Here is a 1,455-nt window from a genome sequence, read left to right as displayed (position 1 = left end):
AGGTCGGCGTTGTGCAGCAGACCGAACTCCGGGTTGTTGACGATCTCGTGTTCCTGGCGTTCGCGCAGGGCCTCGACGGTCAGCCGGAGCTGCTGCTCGAGCTGGTTCATCGGGTCGTTGTAGAGGTCGGCGACGCGGGTGTGCACGCGCAGCACCGTCTGCGCCACGCTGAGCTCGTACTCGCGGGGCGTGAGCTCGTACTCCACGTAGGTGCCGGGGATGACCGGCTCCCCCTGGTGGCCCGAGGTCACGGCGATGTCGGCCTCACCGCGCTTGTTCTGTGCGGGCCTGGCACGGGAGGTGAAATCCGCGAGGTGGTCGCGCAGGGTCTCCGAGCGCCCGGCGATCTCCTGGAAGGTCTGGAGGGGGAGCGCCAGGACGGTGCAGCGTGTGACGGCCGTGACGCTGAACGGCCAGGTGCCGTCCGGCTCCAGCGGCACGCTCTCGCCGAAGTAGTCGCCGTCGGCGAGCACGCCGAGCACGGTCTCGTCCCCGTACTTGCCGGGGCCTTTCTTGTCGAGCTTGCCGTGGGCGATCAGGAAGACCTGGTCGGCCGGGCTGCCCGCCTGGACGAGCGTGTCGCCCGCCGCGTACTGTCGCTGGACGAACCCGGCGGCCAGCGCCTCCAGCACGGCGCTGTCCTCGAAGCCTTCCAGCAGCGGCAGTTCACCCAGCTCGGCCGGGATGACCCGGACCTCCGCCCCGGTCGAGACGAACTCGACGATCCCGTTCCCGACCGTGTAGCTCAGGCGGCGGTTCACCCGGTAGGTGCCCGCGGACACCTGCACCCAGGGCAGGACGCGCAGGAGCCAGCGGGAGGAGATCCCCTGCATCTGCGGGACGGTCTTGGTCGTCGTGGCGAGCTGCCGTGCCGCGGGCGTGCCGAGGCTCAGCTGCGACTGGCCCGGCTGCTCGTCCGGTACGGACTCCACTGACGTGGTCATGGTTGGTCATCACCCATCTGTTGCGGATTGCCGACGCTGGTGCGGTGGCGTGTTTGCGTGGTGCGGTGCCCCGGGACCCACGGCCCGGCCCCGGCCGGGGTATCAGTGGCCGATCTCCACGTTCTCGAGAATTCCCAGGGCGTCCGGAACGAGGACGGCCGCGGAATAGTAGGCGCTCACCAGGTAGGAAATGATGGCCTGTTCGCTGATGCCCATGAAGCGCACGGAAAGGCTCGGCCGGTATTCGTCGGGGATACCCGTGCGGTGGAGGCCGACGACGCCCTGGGATTCCTCCCCGGTGCGCATCAGTAGAATCGAGGTGGTGCCGCTGTCGGTAATGGGGATCTTGTTGCAGGGATAAATCGGAATGCCACGCCACGCGGGCAGGGCGTGCCCGTTCACCTCTGTGCTGTCCGGGTAGACGCCCCGGCTGTTGAACTCGCGGCCGATCGCCGCGATGGCGCGCGGGTGGGCGAGCAGGAAGCCCGGGTCCTTCCAGACGGTGGCCAGC

Annotated in this window: 1 protein-coding gene and 1 pseudogene; both read right to left on the bottom strand. The window is 68.9% G+C overall.

Annotated elements, in window-relative coordinates; translation table 11 throughout:
- Positions 1 to 944 (bottom strand): family 2B encapsulin nanocompartment shell protein (locus K6I34_RS36885; protein ID WP_229332377.1); only part of this gene is annotated, 944 nt, incomplete at its 3' end.
- Between the two features lie 102 nt (positions 945 to 1,046).
- Positions 1,047 to 1,455 (bottom strand): annotated as a pseudogene (locus K6I34_RS36880) (Crp/Fnr family transcriptional regulator); the annotation flags it as partial.

It is taken from the genome of Streptomyces sp. UNOC14_S4, assembly GCF_020740835.1.
Taxonomy (GTDB): domain Bacteria; phylum Actinomycetota; class Actinomycetes; order Streptomycetales; family Streptomycetaceae; genus Streptomyces.
Note: the sequence above shows the minus strand (reverse complement) of the source record. Positions and strands in the feature narration are given on the sequence as shown.